We start from the raw sequence: 19,853 nt of genomic DNA, 5'->3' as shown, positions 1-19,853 counted from the left end.
GTTCTTGCTTTGTTCCGTTTTCCGGAACATCTTCCAATCCATGGGAGCCGCAACAGCAAAAGGTCGTGGCGCACGATCGAACGCTTCGGGCCGGTACGAACCGGTCGTGCATGAGACGTTCGACGACGGATGGACGGGCGACGATCAGGACGCCCCGCCCCTGCGCACCACCCTGACGGGCGAGCGGGCCCGCACCATCATCGCCCGGAACGACAGTCCGGACGTTGGCTTCGACCGCTCCATCAACCCTTACAAGGGCTGCGAACATGGCTGCATCTACTGCTACGCCCGTCCGTCCCATGCCTGGATGGGCCTATCCCCGGGCCTGGATTTCGAGAGCCGGATCTTCTTCAAGCCCGAGGCCGCGCGTCTGCTGGAACAGGAGCTCGCAAAGCCCCGATATGTCTGCAAACGCATCCACATAGGTGGCAACACCGACCCCTATCAGCCGATCGAGCGCGAGACGAAATCGACCCGCTCTATCCTGGAGGTGATGCAGCGGTTCAGACAGCCCTTCAGCATCATCACCAAATCGGTGCTGATCGCCCGCGACGCCGACATCCTGGGGCCGATGGGTCGCGATGGCCTGTGCTCGGCCTATGTCTCGATCACCACCCTGGACCGCAAGCTGGCCCGGGCGATGGAGCCGCGCGCCTCGACCCCCGCCAAACGGCTTGAGGCGATCAGCCGCCTGGCCGACGCCGGCGTGCCCGTCGGCGTCGGCTTCGCCCCCGTCATCCCCGGCCTGAACGACCACGAGATGGAAGCGGTGCTCGAGGCCGCGGCCAAGGCCGGTGCCACCAGCGCCATGTACGTCACCCTGCGCCTGCCGCTTGAGATCAAGGATCTGTTCCGCGAATGGCTGGCCAACGCCCGCCCCGACCGCGCCGCCCGCGTCATGTCCCTGGTCCGCCAGACGCGCGGCGGCCGCGACTACGACCCCGACTGGTCCCAGCGCATGAAGGGAACCGGCCCCATCGCCGACCTGCTGGCCACCCGCTTCAAGGCCGCCATCAAACGCTACGGCCTCGACACCCCTCGCACGCCCCTCGACATCACCCGGTTCCGTGTCCCGCCCGACATGAAGACGCAGTTGGACCTGTTCGATGCGGCCTAGCGGCGGAACACCCCCACCAGTTCCACATGGGTCGACCACAGGAACTGATCGATGGGCGTGACCTTTTCCAGCCTGAAGCCGGCGTCGATCAGCACGCGAGCATCGCGGGCGAAGGTGCTGGGATTGCACGACACGCCGACCACCACCCCCGCCTTGGTCCCGGCCAGTTGCTGGGTCTGTTCCAGCGCGCCGGCGCGAGGCGGGTCGATGACGATGGCCTCGCACCCCTTCAGATCGTACGGCGACAGCGGCCGCCGGAACAGATCTCGCGCCTGCGCCTCGATGGACTTCAACCCCTTGGCCGTGCCGATCCCGGCCTTCAATCCCGCGATCGAGGCCGCCGAGGAATCGGCCGCCGTCACCGCCGCGACCTCGGCCAGCGGGAAGGTGAAGGTCCCGGCGCCGCAGAACAGATCGGCGACCTTCTTCACGCCCTTCACCGCCGCGACCGCCCGTTCGACCATGGCCGCCTCGGCCGCTGGCGACGCCTGCAGGAATCCGCCCGCCGGGATCGGCACGCTGGCCCGTCCGAACGTCACGCGCGGCTGGCGCGCCATCACCAGTGTATCCCCGTCCAGGCTCAACCGCGCCAGATCGGCATCGACCGCCGCCGCGATAGCGAGCGTCGTCTGGTCAGCGGTCAGGCCCCCACTGCGCTTCTCCACACCGGTCACATCGACGTCCAGCCCGGTGTCCGTGATCGTGACATGCAGCGTCGGCGCCGATTTCGGATGCCCCAGGAACGGCGCAGCGATCCGGGCCAGCGCCGGCAGGGCCGCCGTCAGGCGCGGGTCCGACACCGGGCAATCCGTCAGCTCCACCAGACGCCACGACCGGCGCGCCTTGAAACCCAGCAACACCCGCCCGTTCGGTCCGCTGCGCGCATGCAGCGCCAGGCGACGACGGCTGGCCGGCGGCGTCGCCACCGTCGCCTCGACCTCGGTCTCGATCCCTTCGCGGGCCAGCGTCTGGATCACCAGATCACGCTTCCACGCCAGATACGGTTCATCCGCCCAGTGCTGAAGCGGCGCGACACCGCATTCGGCATAGGCCTCGGAATGGATCGGGCGCCGGTCCGGACTGGCTTCTACGATGTCGAACGCTTCGGCGCGCCCGTCCGTGACCTCGGCCGCGACGACCTCGCCCGGCAGGGCGCCCAGCACGAACACCAGTCCGCCCGGCGTCTCGGCGATCCCGTCGCCCTGATGGCCCATGCGGGCGATGGTCAATATCTGCGGCATGGGCGGCTTCTAGCCTTCCTTGGCCGCGCAAGAAACATGAACGAACATGAACGCCCCGATCAAAAGCCGTTCAGCTTGGTTCACCTAATCCTTGTCTCACAGACAGGGGACCGCGCCACGACGAGCCGGACTGTCGCGGAGGATGAGAGAATGATCGGTTCCAAGTCGCGCAACGCCGCCGCCGTCGTCGCCCTGGCCCTGACCGGCGCCATGGCCCTGCCCGCGGGCGCCAACGCCCAGTCGTACGGTTCCTATCCCTACACCAGCCACGGCTACAGCAATGGCTACAACCAGTCCTATTACGACCCCTGCGCCCGCGATAAAACGCAACGTGGCACGACAGGCGGCCTGCTGGGCGCCGCGATCGGCGCCGTGGCGGGTTCGCAAATGGCCGCACGCGGCCGTCGCACCGAAGGTTCGGTCCTGGGCGGCGTCCTGGGCGCGGCCATCGGCGCCGGCGTCGGCAACTCCTCGGCCGCCTGCCAGACCCAGCGGTACGAGGGCGGCTACGATCGCTACGACACCGCCTACGCCCCGCCTCCGCCGGCCTACGAAGAGCCGCGCTATGACGACCGCTATGACCGTTATCCCGAGCGCGACTACACCTACCCGCCGCGCGAGACCAACTATCAGAACACGGACGGATGCCGCCTCGCCGAGAGCACCATCCGCCTGCCGGACGGCCGGACCGAGAGCCGCTATGTGCGGACCTGCCCGGACGAATACGGCCGCTATCGCGTCGTCGATTAATTTTCAGCCCCCCTGTCGATCGACGACGTGACGGGAACCGCCGGAGGAGCAATCCTTCGGCGGTTTCTCTTCGTGAGGGGCCTAACGCGCCTTGCGCTACTTGAGGCATGTTTGAGGGGCCTGCCGCGCTTCGCGCTACTTGAGGCCTGTTAGTCTCTGCGGGCCCATATCAGGAACTCGACGTTCCCATCGCCGCCCGTGATCGGGCTTTCGGCCTCGGCCTGAACGGCCCAGCCCTCGGCTTCCAGCCAGTCGCGGACTCGGCGCACGGCGGTGACATGCGCTTCGGCGTCCTTGACCACGCCCTTCTTGCCGACCGACCCCGGCCCCTCGGCCTCGAACTGCGGCTTCACCAGCGTCACCAGGTCCGTCCCCGGCCCCGCCAGGGCCAGGGCCGCCGGCAGCACCTTGGACAGGCTGATGAAGCTGGCGTCGCAGACGATCAGGCCCGGCGCGTGGTCGATGAGATCGCTGGTCAGGTCTCGCGCATCGGTGCGCTCCAGGTTCACGGCCCGGTGATCGGCCGCCACCTTCGGATGCATCTGGCCAAAGCCGACATCGACGGCAAACACCCTGGCCGCGCCACGATCCAGGCACACCTCGGTGAATCCGCCGGTCGAGGCGCCGACGTCCAGCACCACCCGCCCCTCGACCGCGACGGGCCACAGAGTCAGGGCGTGGTCCAGCTTCAACGCCCCGCGCCCGACCCAGCGGTGGGCGGGCTCGGCCTCGATCACCGCGTCGTCGGCGATCTCTTCCGACGGCTTGGCCACCGTGCGCCCGTTCGCCGTCACCCGCCCCGCCTCGATGGCGGCGCGGGCGCGGGCGCGGGTGTCGAACAGGCCGCGCGCGACCAGCAACTGGTCGGCGCGCGTCTTCACCCGATGGCGCTCAGACGAGCCAGCGCCGATTCCAGGCGCGCCTTGCCCGCCTCGGCTTCGGCCAGTTTCTCGCGCTGTTCGTCGACCACTTCCGGCGCGGCGCGGGCGACGAAATTGGGGTTACCCAGCTTCTTGTTCACATGCCCGATATCGCTGTCGAAGGCGGCGATCTCCTTCTCCAGACGCGCCGTCTCGGCCGTCAGGTCGATGATCCCGGCCAGCGACAGGGCCGCCGTGGTCGAACCCGAGACGATGGTCACCGCCCCCTCTGGCGCAGCGTCGGCGACCGCGATCCCGGACACCCGCGCCAGCGTCAGGATCAGATCCTGATGCCGCTCAATCTGCGCGCCGGTCGCCGCATCCGGCGCGACGAAGGTCAGCGGCGGCTTGGCCGACGGCGGCACGTTCATCTCGCCGCGCAGGCCACGGATGTCCGTCACCAGATCGACCAGCCAGCCAATCTCGGCCTCGGCGGAGGCGTCGATGAAGGCGTCGGGCAGCACCGGCCATTCGGCGCCGATCAGCAGGCCTTCCCGCGCCGGGCCTTCCTTGCCCAGCTCGGCCCATAGCTCCTCGGTGATGTAGGGCATGACCGGGTGCAGCAGTTTCAGCATCTGGTCCAGCGTCCAGGCGGTCATGGCGCGGGTCTCGGCCTTGGCCGCCTCGTCCGCACCGTTGAACACCGGCTTGGCCAGCTCCAGATACCAGTCGCAGAACACGTTCCAGACGAACCGGTACAGCGCGCCCGCCGCATCGTCGAACCGGCCGCCCTCGATCGCTTGCGACACCTGCCGTTCGGCCCTGGTCAGCTCGCCGCGGATCCAGCGGTTGATCGTCTGCTGGACGGTCGCGGGGTCGAATCCTTCGACCCGCTTCGCCTCGTTCATCTGGCTGAAGCGCGCGGCGTTCCACAGCTTGGTGCCAAAATTGCGATAACCTTCAATGCGCTGCTTCGACAGCTTGATGTCGCGCGTGCCCGACAGGATCGCCATGGTGAAGCGCAGCGGATCGGCGCCCAGCTCGTCGATGATGCCCAGGGGGTCGATGACGTTCCCCTTGGACTTGCTCATCTTCTGGCCCTTCTCGTCGCGGACCAGGCCATTGATGATGACCCGCCTGAACGGGACTTCGTCCATGAAATGCAGGCCCATCATCATCATCCGGGCGACCCAGAAGAAGATGATGTCCGCCGCCGTCACCAGATCGCTGGTCGGATAGAAACGCTCCAGATCCTCGGTCTGGTTCGGCCAGCCCATGGTCGAGAACGGCCACAGGGCCGAGCTGAACCAGGTATCCAGAACGTCCTCATCCTGCGTCAGGACGACCTCGGAATCATAGTCGGCCAGCGCCTGTTCGCGCGCGTCCTCTTCCGTTTCGGCGACATAGATTTCGCCGTTCGGGCCATACCAGGCGGGGATGCGGTGACCCCACCACAGCTGGCGCGAAATGCACCACGGCTCGATGTTGCGCAGCCATTCGAAATAGATCTTCGAATAGCTGGCGGGCTCAAAGACGGTGTCGCCCTGCTCCACCGCCTTGATCGCCGGCTGGGCCAAGGTGTGGGCATCGACGTACCACTGGTCCGTCAGCCACGGCTCGATGACGACGCCCGACCGGTCGCCGTGCGGCACCATGTGCCTGGTCTTCTCGATCGCCTTCAGCCAGCCCTCTTCCTCGGCGCGGGCGACGATGGCCTTGCGCGCGGCGAAGCGGTCCATGCCCTCGTATTCGGCGGGCACGTCGGGCGTATCGGCGGCGGTGATGCGGCCGAAGGCGTCCATGACGTTCAGGGCGTCCAGCCCCGCCCGCTTGCCGACGCCGAAGTCGTTGAAATCGTGCGCCGGCGTGATCTTCACCGCGCCCGAGCCCTTAGTCGGATCGGCGTAGTCATCGGCGACGATAGGGATACGGCGCCCGGTGATCGGCAGGGTCACAGACTGACCGACCAGACCCTTGTACCGCTCATCCTCCGGATGCACCGCCACGCCGGTGTCGCCCAGCATGGTCTCGGGCCGGGTGGTGGCGACGACGATGTAGTCGCGCGTCTCGAACTCGGTTGCCTGGCCCTCTTCGTTGAAGGCGACGGGATACTGATAGGTGACGCCGTCGGCCAGCGGGTAGGCGAAATGCCAATAGGCGCCGTCGACTTCCTTCTGTTCGACCTCCAGGTCCGAAATGGCGGTCTGGAAATGCGGGTCCCAGTTCACCAGCCGCTTGTCGCGATAGATCAGCCCGTCCTGATGCAGTTTGACGAAGACCTTGCGCACCGCGACCTGCAGGTCCGCATCCAGGGTAAAGCGCTCGCGCGACCAGTCGCAGGACGAGCCCAGGCGCCGCAGTTGGTTCTGGATCGAGCCGGCGCTGGTCGCCTTCCATTCCCAGACCTTGTCGACAAAGGCGTCGCGACCCATCTCGCGCCGCCCGACATTGCCCGCTGCGGCCAGCTGGCGCTCGACCACCATCTGGGTGGCGATGCCCGCGTGGTCGGTGCCGGGCAGCCACAGCACGGCTTTGCCCTTCATCCGGTGATAGCGCGCCAAAATGTCCTGCAAGGTGTTGTTCAGCGCGTGACCGATGTGCAGCGAGCCCGTCACGTTCGGCGGCGGGATGACGATCGAATAGGCGTCGGCCGCGCCGTCAGTCGGTTGGGCGGCGCGGGGGGCGAACAGACCGCTGTCTTCCCACTGGGCGTACAGGCGGGGTTCGGCGGCCTGGGGTTCGAAGGTCTTCTCGAGCATCGTCATCTCTTTGTCCCTACCGCTCCGCACGCGGTGCGTCGCTGCATGAGGGTGGGTTTCTTGAAAGCAAAAGGGCGGCCCCGCCGGAGCCGCCCTTTATGACTTAGTGTCAGGTGAAGCGAAGGGCTAGCCGGCGTTGCGGGCGATGCGTTCCACTTCCTTGCGTACCTGCGCCTCGACGATGGCCGGCAGGTTCTCGTCCAGCCACGACTTCAGCATCGGGCGCAGCAGCGAGCGGACCAGTTCGTCCAGCGTCGGGCCGCTGGGCAGCGGATCGGGCGCGTCCGGACGACGCAGCGAGGCGGCCAGGCCGGCAAAGGCCGAGGCGGCGCTGGCGGCGGCGCTTTCGCCAACCAGCGGATTGTAAGCCGGGGCGGACGCAGCGGGCGCTGCATCAAAGGTATCCGGGAACGGCTCTGCCGAAACTTCCTCGACATCCAGATCGCCGATCGACTGGGATGCGGGCGCCTCATAGCGATCCGTCAGCTCCAGCACGTCCTCTTCGGACGAGACGGGTTCTTGGACCGAAGGCGTCTCGTCCATCAAGGCGGGCGATACCTCGGGTTCGGCGGCGAAGGATTCGGCGGCCGCGGGCTCCGGCATGACCTCCGGCTCAGGCGTAGCGACCGGCGCGGCGGCGGTTTCGGCCGGGGCGTCGTCTTCAGAGATGATCCGGCGGATCGACGCCAGGATTTCCTCCATGGTCGGTTCCTGGGCGGTCTGATCGGTCATGGCGCAACCTTAGAATCGCAGCGGTGGAAGAACCCAAGGCGCCGCCCGAAGACAGCGCATCGAGAAGGCGGCCGACTCCAGCCGCTCGCCCCCTCGCCCTTTGTCGTCGCATCAACGCCCGTCGGAATCAACGGGCGTTTTCGCCTGACAGGGTATTCGCTCCGCCCTTAGTCGCGCGGCGCCGTCTGGATCACCTCGCCCTTGAGCTGGGTGTCGATCGGGGCGTCGGCGGCGTCATTGGCCGGAACCACGGCGGGCGCGGCGATGCGGTCGATGGCCTCGATCACCCCATCCCACGGCAGGGCGCCGCGGTTGCGGACGCGGTTATAGTTGGCGCTGGGGTCATAGGCCTCGACCGAAGGGCTCAGGGTCGGACCGTCCAGAATGCCCATGGCGGCCAGCAACTGGGCCTGTGCGACGTACTCATTGCGACGGGCGCTAGCCAGTGTCACCTGGGCCGAGCGCAGCTCCAACTCCTGGTTCAGCACGTCCAGGGTGGTGCGCAGGCCGACCTGGGCCTCCTGACGCACGCCCTCGGCGGCGACCGAGGCCGCGCGAACCGCCTGTTCTCCGGCCTGCAGGGTCGCGCGCGACGACACCACCTGGGCGAAGCTGCTGCTGACAGTCTGAAGCACGCCGCGGCGCTCGCCCTCGACGCCGATCTGGGCGGCGTTGGCCTGTTCCAGGGCCTGTGCGACGCGCGAACGGTTCAGGCCACCGGTGAACAGCGGCACCGAAATGGAGGCCGTCGCCTGGAAGCTGGTGCGATCGGCCAGGTCAAAGTTCGACAGATCGTTGGTTGAGCCGCCATACGACGCCGACAGGCGCGCCGACGGCAGATACTCGGCGCGGGCGGCCGCCACGCGGGCCTCGGCGGAGCGCAGGCTGTAGCCGGCGGCCAGAACGCCCGGATTGTTCTCCAGCGCCCGATCCAGGGCGGCGTCGAAGTCGCCGGGAACGCCCGGCAGGGCCGGCATCGGGGCCAGGTCGCCCGGCGCCTGACCGACAACGGCGGCATAGGCCGCGCGCGAGGTCGACAGTTGAGCCTGGGCGTTGGCCAGATCGGCTTCGGACTGGGCCAGGCGGGCCTCGGCCTGGGCCACGTCGGTGCGCGTGATCTCGCCGACTTCGAAGCGGGCGCCGGCTTCATCCAGTTGGCGACGCAGGACGCCCAGATTGTCCTGACGGATGCGCAGCACCTCCACGTCGCGGATCACGTCGGCATAGGCCTGGATGACCGAAGCCATCACCTGCTGCTCGATCTCGCGCAGGTTTTCGCGGCCGCCAAGAATGTTCGCCTCGGCCGCCGAGATGGCCAGGGTGGTCCGGCCGCCGGTGTAGAGGTTCTGCGACAGGCCGATGCTGGCGCCGCCGCTTTCGCTGTCGCTGGACCCGCCCGAGGTCGTCGTCGAACCGGGGATCGTGCCCGTGGCGTCGGCGATGCCGTCGCCGTCCGTATCAATCGGGAAGGTCGTCGCAGACGTGGTCGTGGTGATGCGCGGCGTATCCGTGCGGGTGTAGCCGGCGCTGCCGCTCAGATCGATGTTCGGGCGCAGGCCTGCGCGGGCCTGAACGACGGATTCATCCAGCGCCCGTTGGTTAGCGCGCTGGGCCAGGATGGTCGGGTTGGTCTGATAGGCCAGGGCGATCGCGTCCTGCAGCGTCTCGGCCCAGGCCGGCGCAGCCCCGCTTCCCAACGCGATGGCGATCAGGGCGACCGAAGCGAGCGAGCGCGAACGAGTAAACATGGGCAGTTCCTGCAGGCCCCGGACACCGGCGCCGATTAAGCCTTAGAGTGGCGTAAGTGCGAAATAGCCTCGCCCGGCGCCAGTTAAGTTTTTTTCACGCAATCGGTCCCGGTTTCCGTCGCGCCGGCCTGAGCTTTAAAGCGCGAAGGCGGGCTCGGCGCGGGTTTCGTCCAGAATCGGCGGCGCGGCGTTGAACAGTTCACGGCGCGAGACGCCCTCGCGCCCCTTCACATACAGGACCGCCTGACCGACTGGCCCGGTGCGCTCGACCGTCACCAGGCGGCCGCCTTCGCGCAGAGCGGCGATCCACGGCTCAGGGCGGGTCGCCGTGGCGCCCTCGCAGACGATCAGGTCATAACCTTCGCCCGAAGGTTGGGTCAGCGGAGCTATGATCAGGGCGACGCCCGCCTCGGTCAGCGCCGGCGAAACGACCTCGGCGACCGCCGCGTCCGATTCCTGGGCGGTGACGTCCAGCCCCATTTGCGCCAGCACCGCCGCTGCATAAGGCGCGGCGATGGCCAGGGCGCGTTCGCCACGCCGGGCCTCTGCGGCTTGCAGCAGCTTGGACAGATCGCGGGGCAGCATCAGCTTGCGCTCTCCGGCGATCGGCGTCTCGACCTCGGCATAGGCTGAGAAGGCGCGGTCCGGCGCGCAGAAGCGCTCGCGGGCGACCACGCCCAGCGCGGCCTGCAGCTCACGGTCGGTGACGTCGTTCACGCGGACCTGCGAGTCCACCATGACCTTGCGCGCGGCGGCGAAATCCATCTGTCGCTGATCCCTACTGATCCGAAAGTTCGGAAAACTGACGGGCTTATAGGTCTCTGCGTTGCAGCGGACAATCCGATCTGATAGCGAACGCCCCTCGCGATGGCGCAGCCCCGGTTCCGGGGTAACGGCCTGATGGCGGAGTGGTGACGCAGAGGACTGCAAATCCTTGCACCCGGGTTCGATTCCCGGTCAGGCCTCCATCGCGAGTATTCTCCCCACGATCCGGCCCGTTTGGGCCTTCAGGCCACGGGCGCCGTCAGCCAGCCTATGGCCCCGGCAGCGCTGAGCGCGGCCATCGTCATCGCCACAAACATGACCAGGCGCGCGCGACGCCCGACAAAGACAGTGATGCTGCTGAACATATCGCTCCCCTTCCCTGTGGACAGGTCGCCACAAGCGGAGCCGTTCATCAAGGTGTATAAAAGGTTAACCGCCTGACATCCCTGTGATTGAACGCCTGGAGACCGAAAGGTGATGTAACGCCACCGCGCTGGCCACCGCGACGTTCAGGGAATCGAAATCACCCGCCATCCGGATCGCCACGGGCCGGCAGCGGTCGATGATCGCCTGCGGCAACCCCGGCCCCTCGGAGCCCAGCAGGATCGCAGTCCGCCCCGTGGGCCGGACCTGATCCAGCGCCACCGTAGCCCCCGGCGTCAAGGCCAGGACATCCACCCCCGCCGCCTGCAGTTGAGTCACGATTTCGGCCCCGCTCAGGCCGGTCACTGTGGGCATGCGCATCACCGCCCCGACCGAGACGCGGATGGACTTGCGATAGAAGGGATCGCCGCAGCGATCGTCCAGGATCATCCCCGCCGCGCCGAACGCCGCCGCATTGCGGAAAAGCCCGCCGATGTTGTCGTGATTGCCGATCCCGCACGCTGCGACCAGAATCGCCCTGTCGTCTGTCCGCGCCAGAAGCGCGTCCAGCGTCGTTATTGGCGCCTTTGCCCCCAGCGCCAGGATGCCACGATGCAGATGAAAGCCCGCAATGGCGTCCAGGATTCCCTGCGGCGCCACATATATCGGCGGTCCCCCGGGCAAGGCCGACAGAATCGGAACCAGCCCCTCCAGCCGATTCTCCGCAATCAGCACCGAAACCGGCCGACAACGGCACGCGGGCGACGCGAAGGTGCGCAAAACCACCTCGCCCTCGGCCACGAACAGGCCCTCACGGCCCGTCAGGTCGCGCTCGCGAATGTTCAGGAAGCCCGCAATCCGGGGATCTGCGGCGTCTTCGACGCGTATGATGTCCATCAGTCCATATTTCCGTTGCGCTAGGCGGAAGTGTGTTGCTATAGCCGCCGCCTTCCCGAGCAACTGTTCCGCGGTAGCTCAGTGGTAGAGCAGCCGACTGTTAATCGGCTGGTCGTAGGTTCGAATCCTACCCGCGGAGCCACTCGGGTCTTTCCAGACCATCACCACCCAAAAAAAAGCCCGACGCGAGCGTCGGGCTGAAGAAGTTCGGTGATGGTGGGTGTCCTCGAAGAAAGAAGACGCCCCCTAGATCGGGCGGTTTGGTTAACGACGCCTTAATCGACCACACGCTTGATCGGTAACCAGCTGCTCTGCCGCGTTTCCGCAGGACCCGCATCCGCTGCTACGGCCGAAGACGATGCGATGGCCGGCCACGCAACCAGCACGCCTTCGCCCGCCCGGACGGCGGAAAAGCCTGTGCCCGCTCCGCCGCCCGGATAGGCGAATTCAGCTCCGGCGACACGAATCGTCATCGCCCCGGCCCCGTTGACCATCAGGCTCCACCGGCCGCTGGAATCAGCACCGACCTGTTGGGTCCGGGCGCCGACCGCCACGGTCACAGAGGCGTTGGGCTGGGTCCGCCCCGACACCAGCAACGCATGGCCGTCGCTGTCGACCGCGCCCAGTGCGGGCGCGTCATCCAGTCGCCGCGTCGCCTCACCGCCAGAAACCACGGCGACCGGCCCCTGCTGCAGAATCAGCAGCCGTTCCTGCCCAGGCGCAGCGTCCTCTCCCACCTGAATTTCAGGCGTAAACAGGGCGTCAGTGGCCGGGGTTGTCATACGTAAGGAAAAGCGGCCCGTATCATCGGCCACGGCGGCGAAGGCGGCGGCGCCCTGCCCCCTCAACACCACCCGGCCTCCCGGCTCGGCCACGCCCTGAACGATCAGGCCTGAGCGGCTGTGGCTCACCGACTCGATTCGAGGCGGCGCGACCCAGCCCGTCGGCCGGAGCGCCTCCACCCGATCCGGCGCACGCTCGCCTGCCGGCGAACAGCCGCCCAGCGACATCAGCACCGCAGCCATAGCCGCGGAATACAGGGAAAGGTTGATCCGGCGTTCCATCCAGCCTCGCGTAGCGATATGGCTATTCACCCTGATAGCGCGTCGCTCGGCGCGGCGTCTCGCGTTTCGTCCTTCCTGAGGTTTCATGTCGCTTTCCGCCTTCACCATCGAGCCTTTCGAAGGCTCTTCCGTCTGCCTGTTCTGCGGATCGTCGGATGCCGCCCATCCCGACTATATCGCCGCGGCTCAGCAGTTCGGAACGGCGACGGCCGAAGCGGGCTGGCGCCTGGTCTATGGCGGCGGCGGCGTCGGCCTGATGGGGGCGTCCGCACGAGCGGCGCACGAGGCCGGCGGACGGGTCATCGGCATCATGCCCGCCTTCCTGCGCAGCCGCGAACGCCTGTTCGACGAGGTCGAGACGATCGTCGTCACCTCGATGCACGAGCGCAAACAGCTGATGTACGATCAATCCGACGCCTTCGTGGTCGCGCCCGGGGGCGTCGGCACGCTGGAGGAAGTGGTCGAGCTGCTGTCCTGGAAGCGTCTGGACCTGCACACCAAGCCCGTGATCTTCCTGAATCTCAATGGCTTCTGGGAGACCTTCTTCGCCATGATGCGTCACAGCGTCGAGGAAGGCATGACCCCCCGCTCGTTCCTGGATGCGTGGATCGTCTGCAACACCGTGGAAGAGACGATGGCGGCCCTGACGCGGGCGGACGATACGCCTCACTTGCAACATGATCGCCGTTAAGTAAACGTCAGTCACATTCGTCGACTTGTTCGTCGCTTTTGAAAACCCGCGCTTGACAGTTTTCTAAAACAACGGACATTGGCGAGGCAGGCCCGTCGGGCCAACCCGTTTACCCCGGAGACCATCCATGCGTGCTCTGCTTATCGCTGCGGCCCTGTTCGCCGCCGCCCCGGCCCTGGCCGACACCCCCGCCACCAGCCTGACCCTGGTCGACGCCGCCAAGGCTCCGGCCAGCCGCACGATCATCGACGGCGCCGCCTGGCGCTGTGATGGCGCCCAGTGCACCGCCACCGGCGGCGCCAGCCAGCCGGCCTCGCGCGCCTGCCGCCGGGTCGTCGCGAAATTCGGCGCGGTCGCCGCATTCAGCTACAAGGGCGAGACTCTGGACGAACAGGCCCTGGCGACCTGCAACGCCGCCTGATCCTGACGCTCATGCGCCGGAATTGAGAAAGGCCGCCTTCCTGCGAAGGCGGCCTTTCTTGCATCTGACGATCGCCTGACCTCAGGCCGTCTCACCCTTCAGGCGTCGTTCGATCTTCTCGCGGCCGATCAGGGGCGTCATGGCCGCCATATCCGGGCCGTGCGCCTGTCCGGTCAGGGCCAGTCTCAGCGGCATGAACAGCCCCTTGCCCTTGGCTCCGGTCTTGTCCTTTACCGCCGCCGTCCACGCCGACCACGCGCCCGCGTCGATGACGTCCGGCAGCACGTCCAGAGCGGCGGCCGCAAAGGCGGGGTCCTCGATCACAGGCATGATCGGGCCGCTGACGATCCGGGCCATGTCGACCACGTCGGCGAATTTCTGCAGGTTCGGCCGCACCGCATCCCAGAAACTCTCGCCCAGATCAGCGTCCATGGCCGCCAGACGGGGCTTGGCGGTCACATAGTCCATCGCGTGCAGCGCCTGCGCGTTCAACCGATCCAGATCGGCGGTGTCATAGCGCGCCGGCGACCGGCCCATCTTGGAGAAGGCGAACGACTGACCCAGGGCCTCGACCGACCCGGCGACTTCCAGCGCGTCCGAAGTGCCGATCTTGCCCAGATGGCTAGTGATGGCGATCGGCTCATAGCCTTGGTCGCGCATGTCGCTGATCGACAGCGAGCCCAGACGCTTGGACAGGGCCGCGCCATCGGCGCCGACCAGCAGCGGCATGTGCGCAAAGCCCGGAACCTTGGCGTCCAGCGCCTCGAAGATCTCGATCTGCGCGCCGGTATTGGTGACGTGGTCCTCGCCCCGGATGATGTGGGTGATGTCCATGTCGATGTCGTCGACCACCGACGGGAGCGTGTACAGGAACAGGCCGTCCTCGCGGATCAGCACCGGGTCCGACATCGAGGCGGTGTCCACCTCGGCGTGACCGCGCGCCAGATCTTCCCAGGCGACACGCTTGCCTTCCAGCTTGAAGCGCCAGTGCGGACGACGCCCCTCGGCCTCGTACGCGGCCTTCTCGGCGTCGGTCAGCTCCAGCGCCGCGCGGTCGTAGATCGGCGGCAGGCCCCGCGATAGCTGCACCTTGCGGCGGCGGTCCAGTTCCTCGGACGTTTCATAGCAGGGGTAAAGACGGCCCGACGCCTTCAGGCGCGCGGCGGCGTCCTCATAGCGGTCAAACCGCTTGGACTGGTTGTAGCGCTCGTCCCACGTCAGGCCCAGCCAGGTCAGGTCGGCCTCGATGCCGTCCTCATATTCCTGGGTCGAGCGGGCCAGATCGGTGTCGTCGATCCGCAGGACGAAGCTGCCGCCCTGCCCTTTCGCGAACAGCCAGTTGACCAGGGCGGTGCGCACGTTGCCGACGTGCAGGCGACCCGTGGGGGACGGGGCGAAGCGGACCTTGACGGACATGGTTGTTCAGCGACCTCTGAAAGAGAGGCGGCTAGGTCGCGCCGCCGCCCCCGCAAGTCAAGCCGAACCCGCCCTCAGTCGTCGCGATGGACGCGTTCGCGACGCTCGTGTCGCTCCTGGGCCTCGACCGACAGGGTCGCTGTCGGACGCGCTTCCAGGCGGCCCAGGCTGATCGGTTCGCCCGTCTCCTCGCAATAGCCATAGCTACCGTCCTCAATCCGGCGCAGGGCCTCGTCGATCTTGGAGATCAGCTTGCGCTGGCGGTCGCGGGTCCGAAGCTCCAGCGCCCGATCGGATTCGGAGGACGCGCGGTCCACCAGATCGGGGTGGTTTTCGGTCTCGGCCTTCAGGTTGACGACCGTGCCCTTGGACTCCCGCAGGATGTCGTCTTTCCAGGCCAGCAGCTTGTTCTTGAAATAGGCCAGTTGCCGCTCATTCATGAACGGCTCGCCGTCGGACGGCTTGTAGGTGGCCGGGTCCGTTTTAATTACAGACGCCAATGCGTTCATCGCACTCACGCTCGGTTGTCGCGCCCCCCTGTGGCGCAGACCCGGCTATAAGCAGAGCGGCGATCCGCCGCAACGCGCTTCTCGTCAGCGTGATCTTGTTAAGCTTCGCTAACGATTACGGCGTGACATTTCTTCATCACTCGCCAATCGGTGGATGCTGATTTTGCTAACCTTTTTTGGTGATCAGGCGCGAGAGCGCGCGAACTCGACCTTGGCCAACTCAACTGCCGCGCGAAGGTCGATCTGATCCAGCACGGCCGAAAGACCCGGTTCTGCGTCCAGCGGACGTTCTTCGCGGACCGCGCGCGACAATCTTTCAAGCGCCAGCGCGCCAGATTCGCCCGACAGCAGCTCCAGCTTCAGCTCGTCCAGCCGATCCAGAAGCCCCCCGCCCCGGCGAATCGCGCGGCGCCGCCGCTCGGTTGCGTCCTCCACCCCTTGCAGGGCCATCAGGGCCGAGATATCGGCCACGCCCGAGGTCGACGCCGTCTGGGCCGCCGGACTCGCGGACGCCGCAGCACCCGTGGATGGCAGGGCGAAACCGCCGGCGGACTTGCCCGCGCGCGACGATGACGACGAAGATGTAGGGCCGGTCGGACCTGTGACCTTCATGGGCGGAAACTCCGGTTCGTGACCTTCGTATCAGATCTCGCGTCACCTCTTGGTTAACGCCCCGGCAGAATCTGCCGCGATGCAGACCGCACCGGCCGGGTCGATTGTTGAAATGCTTATGCTTTTCCTCCGGCACGATCTTCGCATGGTTAAGCACGACAACCGTGACCGGACACCGACCGATGCAAAAGTTGCTGGCCTCCCTGCTCGCCCCTCTCGCTGCCGTGGCCCTTCTGGCCGGGGCTGACGCCGCGTCGGCCCAGTCGCGAATCAAGGACATCGCCTCGATCGAGGGGGTCCGCTCGAACCAGTTGGTCGGCTACGGCCTGGTCGTCGGCCTGAACGGCACCGGTGACAGCCTGCGCAACTCGCCCTTCACCCGCCAGTCGCTGGAAGGAATGATGGAGCGTCTGGGCGTCAACATCCGCGACGCCAACACCAACACCAAGAACGTGGCCGCCGTCATGGTGACCGCTGAACTGCCGCCCTTCGCCACGCCGGGCTCGCGCATCGACGTCAACGTCTCGACCATGGGCGACGCCAAGAGCCTGCTGGGCGGCACCCTGCTGGTGACCGCGCTTCAGGGCGCGGACGGTCAGGTCTACGCCGTCAGTCAGGGGTCCATCCAGACGGGCGCCGTGTCCGCCTCGGGCGGCTCAGGTTCGTCGGTGACACGCGGCGTGCCCACGGCGGGCCGGATCGCCTCGGGCGCGACGGTCGAACAGGAAAGCGGTTTCAACCTCGCCAATCAGCAGCAGGTGCGCCTGAACCTGCGCAACCCCGACTTCACCACCGCCCAGCGCGTCGCCGCCGCAATCAATCAGGTCTATCCCCAGACCGCCCTGGCCGAGAACGGCACGGTCATCGCCCTTCGCGCGCCTGCACAACTGGGCATGCCCGGCTTCATCAGCCGGATCGAGAATCTGGCGGTCGCGGTCGACACCCCGGCCAAGGTCATCATCGACGAGGTCAACGGCGTGATCGTGATGGGCGAGGCCGTCCGCGTCTCCACCGTCGCTATCGCCCAGGGCAATCTGACCGTCTCGGTCCAGGAAACGCCCCTGGTCAGCCAGCCCGAGCCCTTCAGCCGGGGCGGCCAGACGGTCGTGGTTCCGCAATCGACCGTGAACGTCGAGGAGGAGCTGGGCCGCCAGATGCGGATCGTCGGCGGCGGGACCTCGCTCTCGACCCTGGTCAACGGCCTGAACGCCCTGGGCGTCAGCCCCCGCGACATGATCAGCATCCTGCAGGCGATCAAGGCCGCCGGCGCCCTGCAAGCCGACATTGAGGTGATGTGATGGACAGCCTGACCACCCTTTCCCCCGACCTGCTGCGTCCCGCGGCCCAGGCGCCGTCCGCCCAAGCGGGCAAGATGCGCGAGACCGCCGAATCCTTCGAGGCCACCTTCCTGGCCCAGATGATGAAACCGATGTTCGAGGGTCTGAAGACCGACGGCCCCTTCGGTGGCGGCGAGAGCGAGGCCACCTGGCGCAGCTTCCTGGTCGAAGCCATGGCCAAACAGACCGTCAAGGCCGGCGGTATCGGCCTGGCCGACCATGTCGTCGCCCAGATGATGAAGATGCAGGAGCAAGCCGCATGACCGTTCAGGACGCCGCCGTCATCACCGCCACCGCCCGCGTGCGCCAACTGCTCGGCCTGACCCAGACCCTGACCGCCCGTCTGGAGACAGAAACCGCCGCCTTCGCCGCTCAGCGTCCCCAGGATGTGGCGGACGGTCTGGCCGAGACCCAGGATCTGGCGAACGCCTATCGCCGCGAGTCGGCGCAGGTAAAGGCCGATCCTTCGGCCTTGGCCGCCGCGCCTCTGGCCGAACGCAAAGCCCTGATGACCGCGACGCGCCTGTTCGACGCCGCCGTCGCCGCCCACGCCACCGCCGTCGAGGCGGCCCGTCAGATTTCCGAGGGCCTGGTCCGCGCCATCGCGGGTGAAGTCACCGAGGCGCGCGGCTCACCCGCCGGCTATGGCGCCTCGGGCCATGCGGCGGTCGCCGACGGCCGGGCCTTCGCCCTGAACCGCACGGCCTGACGCCTACTGCAACTCAAGCGTCCGCTGCACGCCGACGGCATCCAGAAAGTCGGCGTCGTGGCTGACCACGACCAGCGCACCGTCATAGGCCCTCAGCGCCGCCTCGACCGCTGACAGCGAGTCGAGATCCAGATGGTTTGTCGGCTCGTCCAGGATCAGCAGTTGCGGTGGCCGCAGCCCGGTCATCACGCAGGCCAACCCCGCCCGCAGCCGTTCGCCGCCCGACAGCATACTCACCGGCTTGTGGGCCGCGACATTACGGAACAGGAATCGCGCCAGACCCGCATGGGCGTCGTTCGGCGACGCGCCGGGATTAAGCCTGAGCCAGGCCTCCAGCAGGGTCTCGTCCGATCTCAACAAACTGACGTGCTGGTCCATCAAGGCGGCGGGAACGGGCCACTCCACCCGCCCTGTGGTCGGCGCTAGCGCGCCGGTCATCAGTTTCAACAGGGTCGTCTTGCCCGCTCCGTTGCGGCCGGTGACCGCGACCCTCTCCGCCCCCGTCAGACGTAGGGAGATCGGCTTCAACACCTGTCGCCCCTCGGGCGTCGCCCATCCTGCCTGATCCAGCACCAGCACGGTTCGACCCGCCGCCAGGCCGGACGGGGGCATGGGAATGTCCATCTGCCGGCCCCGCTCGACCTTGGCCGCCGCGTCGCTCAGGGCCGCATCGGCCGCTGCGGCCAGTCGGGCGGCCGTCTGCTGATCGCGCGCGCCGGACTGCTCGGCCCGCTCGGCCCTGAAATCCAGCAGCATCTTCGGCTCCGAGGCGCGGGCGCGGAAGGCGCGGCCCGCCTTGTCCCGGCGCGCCTTGCGCTCCACCGCAGTCTGGGCCGCGCGCGCGGTCTGTTTGACCTGTCTTTGCGCGCTCTCCAGCTCACGTTCGGCCGCGGCCCGCTCCAGCGCCTTGCGCTGCTCATAGGCGTCATAGTCGCCGCCATAGACTGCCGCCCCCAAACTCGACAGTTCCACGATCCGGTCCATCTGGCGCAGCAGCGACCGGTCATGGCTGACCACGACAGCCCCGCCCTTCCAGCCGCCCAGCACCTTCGCCACGATCTGGCGCGCACCCGCGTCCAGATTGTTGGTCGGCTCATCCAGGATCAGCAGCTCCGGCCGCGCCATCAACAGGGCCGCCAGCCGCAGGCGGGTCTGCTCGCCGCCGCTCAGACTGGCCGTCAGCCGCTCACAAGGCAGGCCCGCCAGACCCGTCTGGCCCAGCGCCTCGTCCATCCGCGCGTCCAGCGTCCAGTCGGCCTCGGCCATATCGGCCTCGGATCCGCCCCCGGCCAGGATACGCGCCTGAATCGCCAAGGCGTCAACCACGCCCAGCGTATCCGCCACGGTTTCGCCGGGCGCCGGCTCATGACGCTGGGCCAGCACGCCCAGACGACCGGCGCGCGTCACCGTGCCTTCGGCGGGCGCCGTCAGCCCCTCGATAAGACGCAGCAGCGTGGTCTTGCCCACGCCGTTGCGGCCCACCAGGCCGGTACGCTCACGCCCGAAGGCGAGGCTCAGATTGTCGAAAAGCGTGTGTCCGTCAGGCGTTCGGGCGGCGACGCTGCTGAGCGTCACGAACGCGGATGGGTTTGGGGCGAGGCTGGAGAAGGACATAGGCGAACACGAGCAGCGGAGCGGAAAGGGCGAAACCGATTTCCAGCGTGCTGATCATGATCGTCAGGCCTCCTGTAAAACACTCGACAGGGAGACAATGGGGTCATGGGCGGTTGGTTGCAAGCGCCACCTTTGGCGCCCGCGCGCCTCCTGTCGCATGGCGCGCCGCTGTGACCGGCCCCATATTGCCGGCACGACGAGGCCCTCATGACCGCCATCCCCTTCCCCGGCATCCACCGACGCCACCT

21 protein-coding genes and 2 tRNA genes are annotated in these 19,853 nt (G+C 67.4%); 9 read left to right on the top strand and 14 right to left on the bottom strand.

Annotated elements, in window-relative coordinates:
* Positions 1-40 precede the first annotated feature (40 nt).
* A complete protein-coding gene (locus EON91_RS07125) occupies positions 41-1,117 on the top strand; it encodes a PA0069 family radical SAM protein (RefSeq protein ID WP_292092876.1) in 1,077 nt (358 codons plus the stop codon).
* Here the strand turns inward: EON91_RS07125 and EON91_RS07120 are convergent.
* Positions 1,114-2,358 (bottom strand): class I SAM-dependent RNA methyltransferase, encoded by a 1,245-nt coding sequence (locus EON91_RS07120; RefSeq protein WP_292092875.1) that lies wholly within the window; start codon positions 2,356-2,358, stop codon positions 1,114-1,116. The genes EON91_RS07125 and EON91_RS07120 overlap by 4 nt on opposite strands.
* A gap of 150 nt (positions 2,359-2,508) precedes the next feature.
* Here EON91_RS07120 and EON91_RS07115 point away from each other — a divergent pair, with 150 nt between their 5' ends.
* Entirely contained in the window at positions 2,509-3,108 is a 600-nt protein-coding gene (locus tag EON91_RS07115; protein WP_292092874.1) for a glycine zipper 2TM domain-containing protein, read from the top strand.
* 149 nt (positions 3,109-3,257) lie between these two features.
* On the opposite strand, the gene EON91_RS07110 is transcribed toward EON91_RS07115, so the two are convergent.
* The 5 genes from EON91_RS07110 to EON91_RS07090 form a co-directional block, all read right to left on the bottom strand.
* Positions 3,258-3,989, bottom strand: coding sequence for a TlyA family RNA methyltransferase (locus EON91_RS07110; RefSeq protein WP_292092872.1), 732 nt, complete (start codon positions 3,987-3,989; stop codon positions 3,258-3,260).
* On the bottom strand, positions 3,986-6,727 hold the full coding sequence (locus EON91_RS07105) for a valine--tRNA ligase (RefSeq protein ID WP_292092870.1): 2,742 nt from the start codon (positions 6,725-6,727) through the stop codon (positions 3,986-3,988). Before EON91_RS07105 ends, EON91_RS07110 begins: the two co-directional genes overlap by 4 nt.
* 126 nt (positions 6,728-6,853) lie before the next feature.
* Positions 6,854-7,459 (bottom strand): DUF2497 domain-containing protein, encoded by a 606-nt coding sequence (locus EON91_RS07100; RefSeq protein ID WP_292092869.1) that lies wholly within the window; start codon positions 7,457-7,459, stop codon positions 6,854-6,856.
* A 167-nt stretch (positions 7,460-7,626) separates the two neighbouring features.
* A complete protein-coding gene (locus EON91_RS07095) occupies positions 7,627-9,207 on the bottom strand; it encodes a TolC family outer membrane protein (RefSeq protein ID WP_292092867.1) in 1,581 nt (526 codons plus the stop codon).
* Between the two features lie 135 nt (positions 9,208-9,342).
* Entirely contained in the window at positions 9,343-9,972 is a 630-nt protein-coding gene (locus tag EON91_RS07090; RefSeq protein WP_292092865.1) for a protein-L-isoaspartate O-methyltransferase, read from the bottom strand.
* A 129-nt stretch (positions 9,973-10,101) separates the two neighbouring features.
* Here EON91_RS07090 and EON91_RS07085 point away from each other — a divergent pair.
* A tRNA-Cys gene (locus EON91_RS07085) sits at positions 10,102-10,175 on the top strand.
* A 39-nt stretch (positions 10,176-10,214) separates the two neighbouring features.
* On the opposite strand, the gene EON91_RS07080 is transcribed toward EON91_RS07085, so the two are convergent.
* Positions 10,215-10,337 (bottom strand): hypothetical protein, encoded by a 123-nt coding sequence (locus tag EON91_RS07080; protein WP_292092863.1) that lies wholly within the window; start codon positions 10,335-10,337, stop codon positions 10,215-10,217.
* 64 nt (positions 10,338-10,401) lie between these two features.
* Positions 10,402-11,232 carry an RNA methyltransferase gene (locus EON91_RS07075; protein WP_292092862.1) on the bottom strand — a complete coding sequence of 277 codons (831 nt, stop codon included), beginning with the start codon at positions 11,230-11,232 and terminating at the stop codon, positions 10,402-10,404.
* A 67-nt stretch (positions 11,233-11,299) separates the two neighbouring features.
* On the opposite strand from EON91_RS07075, the gene EON91_RS07070 reads away from it, so the two are divergent.
* Positions 11,300-11,374, top strand: a tRNA-Asn gene (locus EON91_RS07070).
* A gap of 133 nt (positions 11,375-11,507) precedes the next feature.
* On the opposite strand, the gene EON91_RS07065 is transcribed toward EON91_RS07070, so the two are convergent.
* Positions 11,508-12,296 (bottom strand): hypothetical protein, encoded by a 789-nt coding sequence (locus tag EON91_RS07065; protein WP_292092860.1) that lies wholly within the window; start codon positions 12,294-12,296, stop codon positions 11,508-11,510.
* A gap of 85 nt (positions 12,297-12,381) precedes the next feature.
* Here EON91_RS07065 and EON91_RS07060 point away from each other — a divergent pair, with 85 nt between their 5' ends.
* Positions 12,382-12,987, top strand: a complete 606-nt coding sequence (locus EON91_RS07060; RefSeq protein ID WP_292092856.1) for a TIGR00730 family Rossman fold protein — start codon at positions 12,382-12,384, stop codon at positions 12,985-12,987.
* A gap of 127 nt (positions 12,988-13,114) precedes the next feature.
* A complete protein-coding gene (locus EON91_RS07055; protein ID WP_292092854.1) occupies positions 13,115-13,408 on the top strand; it encodes a hypothetical protein in 294 nt (97 codons plus the stop codon).
* Positions 13,409-13,489: 81 nt separating this feature from the next.
* Here EON91_RS07055 and gltX read toward each other — a convergent pair whose 3' ends face one another.
* The 3 genes from gltX to EON91_RS07040 all read right to left on the bottom strand — a co-directional run bounded on the left by gltX (position 13,490) and on the right by EON91_RS07040 (position 15,945).
* Positions 13,490-14,824: a glutamate--tRNA ligase gene (gene gltX / locus EON91_RS07050; RefSeq protein ID WP_292092852.1), complete on the bottom strand. Its 1,335-nt coding sequence runs from the start codon at positions 14,822-14,824 to the stop codon at positions 13,490-13,492.
* Between the two features lie 74 nt (positions 14,825-14,898).
* Positions 14,899-15,333: an RNA polymerase-binding protein DksA gene (gene dksA / locus EON91_RS07045; RefSeq protein ID WP_292092851.1), complete on the bottom strand. Its 435-nt coding sequence runs from the start codon at positions 15,331-15,333 to the stop codon at positions 14,899-14,901.
* Between the two features lie 183 nt (positions 15,334-15,516).
* Positions 15,517-15,945, bottom strand: a complete 429-nt coding sequence (locus tag EON91_RS07040) for a flagellar assembly protein FliX (RefSeq protein WP_292092850.1) — start codon at positions 15,943-15,945, stop codon at positions 15,517-15,519.
* A 182-nt stretch (positions 15,946-16,127) separates the two neighbouring features.
* On the opposite strand from EON91_RS07040, the gene EON91_RS07035 reads away from it, so the two are divergent.
* The 3 genes from EON91_RS07035 to EON91_RS07025 are packed head-to-tail and all read left to right on the top strand — an operon-like array spanning position 16,128 to position 17,991.
* Positions 16,128-17,243, top strand: a complete 1,116-nt coding sequence (locus EON91_RS07035) for a flagellar basal body P-ring protein FlgI (RefSeq protein WP_292092849.1) — start codon at positions 16,128-16,130, stop codon at positions 17,241-17,243.
* Positions 17,243-17,545 (top strand): rod-binding protein, encoded by a 303-nt coding sequence (locus EON91_RS07030; RefSeq protein ID WP_292092847.1) that lies wholly within the window; start codon positions 17,243-17,245, stop codon positions 17,543-17,545. The genes EON91_RS07035 and EON91_RS07030 overlap by 1 nt, the downstream gene beginning before the upstream one ends.
* The gene (locus EON91_RS07025) at positions 17,542-17,991 is read left to right on the top strand and encodes a flagellar basal-body protein FlbY (RefSeq protein WP_292092846.1); all 450 of its coding nucleotides are present in this window, start codon (positions 17,542-17,544) and stop codon (positions 17,989-17,991) included. Before EON91_RS07030 ends, EON91_RS07025 begins: the two co-directional genes overlap by 4 nt.
* A 3-nt stretch (positions 17,992-17,994) precedes the next feature.
* On the opposite strand, the gene EON91_RS07020 is transcribed toward EON91_RS07025, so the two are convergent.
* Together EON91_RS07020 and EON91_RS07015 are read right to left on the bottom strand one after the other, a co-directional pair.
* On the bottom strand, positions 17,995-19,566 hold the full coding sequence (locus tag EON91_RS07020) for an ABC-F family ATP-binding cassette domain-containing protein (protein WP_292092843.1): 1,572 nt from the start codon (positions 19,564-19,566) through the stop codon (positions 17,995-17,997).
* Positions 19,532-19,663, bottom strand: a complete 132-nt coding sequence (locus tag EON91_RS07015) for a hypothetical protein (RefSeq protein WP_292092841.1) — start codon at positions 19,661-19,663, stop codon at positions 19,532-19,534. The genes EON91_RS07020 and EON91_RS07015 overlap by 35 nt, the downstream gene beginning before the upstream one ends.
* Positions 19,664-19,853: the final 190 nt, after the last annotated feature.

Origin of the sequence: Brevundimonas sp. (assembly GCF_004210735.1) — a bacterium.
GTDB lineage: Bacteria > Pseudomonadota > Alphaproteobacteria > Caulobacterales > Caulobacteraceae > Brevundimonas.
This window is presented reverse-complemented; position numbering and strand designations above follow the sequence as displayed.

What these genes read in the sequence shown, in the direction of transcription:
- EON91_RS07015 (WP_292092841.1), bottom strand. Translation starts at nt 19,663, where the DNA reads ATGATCAGCACGCTGGAAATCGGTTTCGCCCTTTCCGCTCCGCTGCTC.
- EON91_RS07040 (WP_292092850.1), bottom strand. Translation starts at nt 15,945, where the DNA reads ATGAAGGTCACAGGTCCGACCGGCCCTACATCTTCGTCGTCATCGTCG.
- EON91_RS07055 (WP_292092854.1), top strand. Translation starts at nt 13,115, where the DNA reads ATGCGTGCTCTGCTTATCGCTGCGGCCCTGTTCGCCGCCGCCCCGGCC.
- EON91_RS07060 (WP_292092856.1), top strand. Translation starts at nt 12,382, where the DNA reads ATGTCGCTTTCCGCCTTCACCATCGAGCCTTTCGAAGGCTCTTCCGTC.
- EON91_RS07120 (WP_292092875.1), bottom strand. Translation starts at nt 2,358, where the DNA reads ATGCCGCAGATATTGACCATCGCCCGCATGGGCCATCAGGGCGACGGG.
- EON91_RS07065 (WP_292092860.1), bottom strand. Translation starts at nt 12,296, where the DNA reads ATGGAACGCCGGATCAACCTTTCCCTGTATTCCGCGGCTATGGCTGCG.
- EON91_RS07030 (WP_292092847.1), top strand. Translation starts at nt 17,243, where the DNA reads ATGGACAGCCTGACCACCCTTTCCCCCGACCTGCTGCGTCCCGCGGCC.
- EON91_RS07100 (WP_292092869.1), bottom strand. Translation starts at nt 7,459, where the DNA reads ATGACCGATCAGACCGCCCAGGAACCGACCATGGAGGAAATCCTGGCG.
- gltX (WP_292092852.1), bottom strand. Translation starts at nt 14,824, where the DNA reads ATGTCCGTCAAGGTCCGCTTCGCCCCGTCCCCCACGGGTCGCCTGCAC.
- EON91_RS07035 (WP_292092849.1), top strand. Translation starts at nt 16,128, where the DNA reads ATGCAAAAGTTGCTGGCCTCCCTGCTCGCCCCTCTCGCTGCCGTGGCC.
- EON91_RS07115 (WP_292092874.1), top strand. Translation starts at nt 2,509, where the DNA reads ATGATCGGTTCCAAGTCGCGCAACGCCGCCGCCGTCGTCGCCCTGGCC.
- EON91_RS07090 (WP_292092865.1), bottom strand. Translation starts at nt 9,972, where the DNA reads ATGGATTTCGCCGCCGCGCGCAAGGTCATGGTGGACTCGCAGGTCCGC.
- dksA (WP_292092851.1), bottom strand. Translation starts at nt 15,333, where the DNA reads ATGAACGCATTGGCGTCTGTAATTAAAACGGACCCGGCCACCTACAAG.
- EON91_RS07105 (WP_292092870.1), bottom strand. Translation starts at nt 6,727, where the DNA reads ATGCTCGAGAAGACCTTCGAACCCCAGGCCGCCGAACCCCGCCTGTAC.
- EON91_RS07080 (WP_292092863.1), bottom strand. Translation starts at nt 10,337, where the DNA reads ATGTTCAGCAGCATCACTGTCTTTGTCGGGCGTCGCGCGCGCCTGGTC.
- EON91_RS07125 (WP_292092876.1), top strand. Translation starts at nt 41, where the DNA reads ATGGGAGCCGCAACAGCAAAAGGTCGTGGCGCACGATCGAACGCTTCG.
- EON91_RS07075 (WP_292092862.1), bottom strand. Translation starts at nt 11,232, where the DNA reads ATGGACATCATACGCGTCGAAGACGCCGCAGATCCCCGGATTGCGGGC.
- EON91_RS07025 (WP_292092846.1), top strand. Translation starts at nt 17,542, where the DNA reads ATGACCGTTCAGGACGCCGCCGTCATCACCGCCACCGCCCGCGTGCGC.
- EON91_RS07095 (WP_292092867.1), bottom strand. Translation starts at nt 9,207, where the DNA reads ATGTTTACTCGTTCGCGCTCGCTCGCTTCGGTCGCCCTGATCGCCATC.